The organism is Leptothrix ochracea (assembly GCF_041083635.1).
In the GTDB taxonomy this organism is placed as follows: Bacteria; Pseudomonadota; Gammaproteobacteria; order Burkholderiales; family Burkholderiaceae_C; genus Sphaerotilus; species Sphaerotilus ochraceus.
This window is the reverse complement of sequence record NZ_JBFPHB010000018.1, coordinates 1-4,995: the sequence shown is the minus strand read 5'-3', so window position 1 is coordinate 4,995 and position 4,995 is coordinate 1. Positions and strand designations below refer to the sequence as shown.

The 4,995-nt window shown below is 54.0% G+C and carries 6 protein-coding genes; 5 read left to right on the top strand and 1 reads right to left on the bottom strand.

From position 1 onward, the window contains the following. Positions 1 to 6 precede the first annotated feature (6 nt). A complete protein-coding gene (locus AB3X39_RS07930) occupies positions 7 to 801 on the bottom strand; it encodes a formylglycine-generating enzyme family protein (RefSeq protein ID WP_369416824.1) in 795 nt (264 codons plus the stop codon). 227 nt (positions 802 to 1,028) lie between these two features. Between AB3X39_RS07930 and AB3X39_RS07925 the strand changes: the two genes are divergently transcribed. From AB3X39_RS07925 to AB3X39_RS07905, 5 genes are all read left to right on the top strand, one after another. After that, positions 1,029 to 1,781 carry a tetratricopeptide repeat protein gene (locus AB3X39_RS07925; RefSeq protein WP_369416823.1) on the top strand — a complete coding sequence of 251 codons (753 nt, stop codon included), beginning with the start codon at positions 1,029 to 1,031 and terminating at the stop codon, positions 1,779 to 1,781. A gap of 33 nt (positions 1,782 to 1,814) precedes the next feature. Beyond that, positions 1,815 to 2,705, top strand: coding sequence for an FAD:protein FMN transferase (locus AB3X39_RS07920; protein WP_369416822.1), 891 nt, complete (start codon positions 1,815 to 1,817; stop codon positions 2,703 to 2,705). 243 nt (positions 2,706 to 2,948) lie between these two features. Next, positions 2,949 to 3,560: a protoglobin domain-containing protein gene (locus AB3X39_RS07915; RefSeq protein WP_369416821.1), complete on the top strand. Its 612-nt coding sequence runs from the start codon at positions 2,949 to 2,951 to the stop codon at positions 3,558 to 3,560. Between the two features lie 56 nt (positions 3,561 to 3,616). Next, positions 3,617 to 3,982, top strand: a complete 366-nt coding sequence (locus AB3X39_RS07910; RefSeq protein WP_369416820.1) for a roadblock/LC7 domain-containing protein — start codon at positions 3,617 to 3,619, stop codon at positions 3,980 to 3,982. A 240-nt stretch (positions 3,983 to 4,222) separates the two neighbouring features. Continuing rightward, positions 4,223 to 4,837 carry a protoglobin domain-containing protein gene (locus AB3X39_RS07905; RefSeq protein WP_369416819.1) on the top strand — a complete coding sequence of 205 codons (615 nt, stop codon included), beginning with the start codon at positions 4,223 to 4,225 and terminating at the stop codon, positions 4,835 to 4,837. Positions 4,838 to 4,995: the final 158 nt, after the last annotated feature.

Here is a 4,995-nt window from a genome sequence, read left to right as displayed (position 1 = left end):
TTGCGCTTATCGCAGCGTGCGTGCCAGGCGAAAACCGCTGCCGGTGCCGCTCAGACTCGGTCCCCAGCTACGACTGGCTGAGCGCACATGTTGGGCATCGTTGTCCCAGCGGCCACCACGGATGACATGCCGGTTCTCGGCACATTGGGTTTGCCACGCGCTGCCGTCGCTGGGCGCGCCGTTGTAATCGCTGTGCCAGCAGTCTTGAACCCACTCCGAGACATTGCCATGCATGTCGTACAGACCAAAAGCGTTGGGCGCAAAGCTGCCAATCAGCGTGGTCTGGCGTCGTGACAGGCAGCGCGGTGGTGGGCATTCCGTTTCAGTGCTGTCAAAGTTGGCTTGCATTGGCGTGATGGTGGGGCCGGTATGAAAGGCCCCAGAACTGGTTGATCGAGCGGCATATTCCCACTCTGCTTCGCTGGGTAGGCGGTAGGTGCGGTGGGTTTTGTGGTTGAGCCAACTGATAAAGGCTTGTGCGTTGTCCCAAGAGACATCGATCACTGGCCGATGACCGCGACCCCAGCCGTAGTCATCGTCCAGCAGCGAACACCCACCGTCTTGCACACAAGCGTCCCACTGCGCAAAGGTCACCTCTGAGCGACTGAGGGCAAAGGAATGCACCTGCACCGCATGCTGCGGTTCTTCGCGTTTTTTATGGCCCGGCTCTGAGGGGGGGGACCCCATCAAAAAAGAGCCGCCAGGGATCAAGACCATCAGCAGATCCATCTGCTCCAGCACCGAAATATCTTGGATGGTTTGGTGAAGTCCTTGGGCTGTTGCGGCGTGGGGTATCAGCATGAACACCACCCCCCACACGGGCCCAAAAGCGGCCCATATCCGTCGCAGAATCTTTTGCGTCAAGCTCATCGGCCGAGCTTAGTTTAGTAACGCTTTGTGCATGAAATTGCTCGGATGACGGTCGTCTGTCGAGGTGTGACTTTTGTCGCGAAGGGCGGGTTGTTTGTCGCATGTCAAGCCATGGCGGCATGCCCACGCTGAGCATCACGCTGTCGAGGAGATCAATCATGGATCGCACAAAAATAGGGCTGATGCTCTTGGTGCTTTGGCTGTGGGTACCGTGGTCGTGGGCTCAGCCTTTGCCGGATACGTTGTCCCCAAGCGGAGTACCGTTGCACCTCATCCCGATGTATGGGGATCCAGATTTGAAGAAGTCGCAGCGGCTTTTGGATGCAGACGCTCGGTTCATTGCTGCGGTCGAATCGTCTGGGACCCGGCATCAGGGGAGCCGGGGCTTTTCTGCGCAGGGTTGGCAGCGTTTGCAAGCGGGTGAGGCCGATGTGGCGATGCGCCGTTTCAACCAAGCTTGGTTGCTGGACCCGGACGATTACATCCCATACTGGGGTTTTGGTGCGCTCTTGTCTGCGCGGCATGACTTCCTTGCCGCCATAGAGCACTACCAAAAAGCCTTGGTGTTGCTTTCAGCGTCGGGTGATCTGAGTGAAAAGCATCGGCTCCTGACCGATGCGGCGCGCGCGTATGCACTCCAAGGTTTTGAGGAAAAAGAAAAAGATCCTGGGCTGGCCAAAGCCCATATCGATCAGGCCCATGCGATGTTTTCCGAAGCCATCCAACGTGTGCCGACGTATGGCAATGCCTATCGAACTTGGGCGGTGGTGCTGTATGTGGAGGGCGACTTTGCCCGGTCTTGGCAGATGGTCAAAACCTTGAGGCAGTTGGGTGAGTCCGAGCCGCCAGCGGCGTTCATCGAAGCCCTGTCCACCAAAATGACCGAGCCTGCACCGACATCGGACCACTGAGCCGCCTCGCATCCGTCGGTAGGATCACGCTTCATGGAACAAGACGTTGTGATTGAGGCGGTCGCTGAAGGTTGGCGGGGCCGGTTTGAAGCCATGGCCAGCCCGTGTGAAATGCTGCTGGACGGTGGAGATGAGGCCCTTGCGACGATGTTGACGCGTGTTGCCCAAGCCGAAGCTGTGCGTATCGAGCGGGCCTTCAGCCGCTATCGCAGCGATAGCGTGGTGGCGCGTATCCATGCGGCGCGGGGTCGGCCCATCGAGGTGGATGTTGAGACAGCGGCTTTGCTCGATTTTGCTGCACAGTGCTACGAGATCAGCGAGGGGCTGTTTGACATCACTTCAGGGGTGTTGCGACACGCTTGGCGCTTTGATGGCTCTGATCGCGTGCCCTCGCCGCAGGCGGTGTCTGCTTTGCGTGAACGGGTTGGTTGGACCCAGTTAACGTGGCTGCGGCCCATCCTGATCCTGCCCGAAGGGATGGAAATCGACTTTGGCGGTATCGGCAAGGAATACGCCGTCGATCGCGTCATGGGTTTGATGCGTGCTCGGACCGATTTACCCGTCTTGATCAACTTTGGTGGTGATTTGGCGGTCAGTGGACCGCGCGCTCAAGGAGCGCCGTGGCGCATCGGTGTGGAACAGCCCGACGCCTGTGATGCGACGGTCGGGGTGCTTCATGTGTACACAGGGGCCATCACCACCAGCGGAGACGCTCGGCGTTTTTTACTCAAAGACGGGGTGCGCTACGGTCACATCCTTGACCCGCGCACCGGCTGCCCAGTGGCAGGGGCGCCGCGTTCGGTCACGGTGGCGGCCCCGACGTGTACCGAGGCGGGTTTACTCAGCACGATGGCGCTTTTGCAAGGGCCCAGGGCTGGACAGTTTCTGTCTGCCGAGGGTGTGCCTCACTGGATACTTTGGTAAAAAACCCTACTGGGTATTTTTATATTGATATAAATCAATTGTTCAGATGGATATTTGTTCAATGGAATTGATTTAGTCTTGGTTTGTTGTTTTTGCGCTGTTGCCTTACCTATTCTTTTTGCAATAAGTCACATTTAATACGGAGACATCACAGGGGGCGATCTTGTGGATGATAAATTCGGCATGAGTTAAAAATAATAACTCATCCAGGGTTAATTTGTTCTTGCCTATGACTCAGAAATCATGCCGCACGCCCAAAGTATCAAGTTGTTCGAGTTGACTCGAAAAATTATTGAAATCATTCCGCCACACCAAAGATTTTCTGATGTTGATGCACAACGCCTTGCCGAAGTGCGTGATTTCCTTCTTGGCTTGGAAGAAGAGTTGGTCAAGGGCTTCTACGACACGATTTTTAATCATTCGCCCATGCACGCAGTCGTCAGTGATGGAGCTCGTGCTGACCGGGAAAAGACGCTGCGTGTCTGGTGGCATAGAACATTGTCTGGCCCTTTTGATGAAAAATATTGGGCTTGGCAATCCTTGGTCGGTATGGTTCATATCAAGGTCGGTGTCAAAAATCAAATGATGCTTTCTATGTGGTCTTGGACCATCGCGTGGTTGAAAAATAAACTCAAAGTATCCGATGTGAAAGCCAGTCATGCTGACGAGATCCTTGAAAGCTTTGAGCGGCTTGCCATGACGGTGCAGTCATTGACCATGGAAAGTTACATCGATAGCTATCTGCAAACCGTGATTCGCATGACGGGATTCAAGCCAGCGTTGCTCGATCGTATGGCTGCCACGGAGATTGGACGAATGATTGCCGAAGCCCGCGAAGAGTTGGGGTCAGTCTGATCGTTTTTCCGTGATACCAAGATATATCAATATCAACCATCAAGAGGACATAAAAGATGCGTAGCCAAGTCTTCCAACCGATGCTCAAGGACCTCCACGAAAACAGTCCGGAGATTGAGGCCTCGGCGATTTTGACGGTAGATGGCTTGACCGTGACCTCGTTGTTGTCTGCATCCATGGATCCACGCCGACAGGGCACGATGCGCGCTGCCGCCATGTTGGCCATGGGTCAGCAAGCGGTGTGTGAATGTGCTTGTGGTCACTTTGAACACGTTGTTGTGCATGGCAAAGAGGGGAGCGTGCTGCTGGTGTCCATCACCACCGACGTTGTGATGCTGGTTCTGATCAAGACGGAGGTTTCATGGGCTGCTTTTTTGCAGCGCGTTGAGCAGGCCACACAAGCCATCCGTCGCGTGATTTAGGGCGTGCCCGTGGCGGCATACCAAGTGCATTGGTGGTCCATCCAAGAAATGTGTGCAGTAAGACACGCATCTTGGATGCTTGTTTCATGGTTGAACTTTGTGTTTGACAAATGAGGCAATTATCACAATTTGAATCTCTCGTTGATGAATTGTTAATGTTACCATCGGGTTGTCCGTGTTGATTAATGCATATTAATCGACTGTAGTTTTTTATAAGCTTTGCCCGAAGGATTTATAGATATGACAAAAAATGGCGGCATGAATGTCTTTGACTTGACCAGCAAGATCATTGCCGATATTCCTGAAGGTCAGCGATTCTCTGAAAAAGATGCTGAGCTTTTGATGCGATTCAAGTCGCAACTTCTGGCGATGGAAGAGGACCTTGTGAAAGGTTTCTATGACACCATCGAAGCCAATCCACAAATGGCCAACCTCATCGGCCATGGTGCGCGTGAAGAACGTGAAAAAACCTTGCGTCGTTGGTGGCAGCGGACCTTGTCGGGGCCGTTCGATGATCAGTATTGGGCTTGGCAATCGTTGGTGGGTGTGGTTCACATCAAAGTGGGTGTCAAAAATCCCATGATGATGGGGATGTGGACATGGGTTATTTCTTGGCTGCGGACTCAAATAACCCCTGAGTTTGTCGGTAGCAAAGCGTTGGCCGATGAAATTATGGTGACGGTGGAGCGTTTATCCCTGACAGCACAGGCCATCACGGCTGAAAGTTATTTGGCTTATTACCTCGAAACGGTGATTCGTATCACGGGTTTCAGGCCGGCCCTTTTGGAGCGGATGTTCCGCTCTGAGATTGATGTTCTTGTGGGTGAAGTGCGCGGGCAACTCGGCAGCATTTGAACCTGTTTCTTACTTGTTTTGAAGGAAATTCGCCATGCGTGCAGACGTTCTCAACTCGATTCTCAGCGAACTCAACGGCTCGACGGCCGACATTGAAGCCTCGGCTGTGCTTTCTACCGACGGTTTGATGATGGCCTCGCTGCTGCCGGCGAGCATGG

Bases quoted from the DNA above. Each gene is read 5' to 3' on its own strand.
- AB3X39_RS07910 (WP_369416820.1), top strand. From the start codon at position 3,617: ATGCGTAGCCAAGTCTTCCAACCGATGCTCAAGGACCTCCACGAAAAC.
- AB3X39_RS07915 (WP_369416821.1), top strand. From the start codon at position 2,949: ATGCCGCACGCCCAAAGTATCAAGTTGTTCGAGTTGACTCGAAAAATT.
- AB3X39_RS07905 (WP_369416819.1), top strand. From the start codon at position 4,223: ATGACAAAAAATGGCGGCATGAATGTCTTTGACTTGACCAGCAAGATC.
- AB3X39_RS07925 (WP_369416823.1), top strand. From the start codon at position 1,029: ATGGATCGCACAAAAATAGGGCTGATGCTCTTGGTGCTTTGGCTGTGG.
- AB3X39_RS07930 (WP_369416824.1), bottom strand. From the start codon at position 801: ATGCTGATACCCCACGCCGCAACAGCCCAAGGACTTCACCAAACCATC.
- AB3X39_RS07920 (WP_369416822.1), top strand. From the start codon at position 1,815: ATGGAACAAGACGTTGTGATTGAGGCGGTCGCTGAAGGTTGGCGGGGC.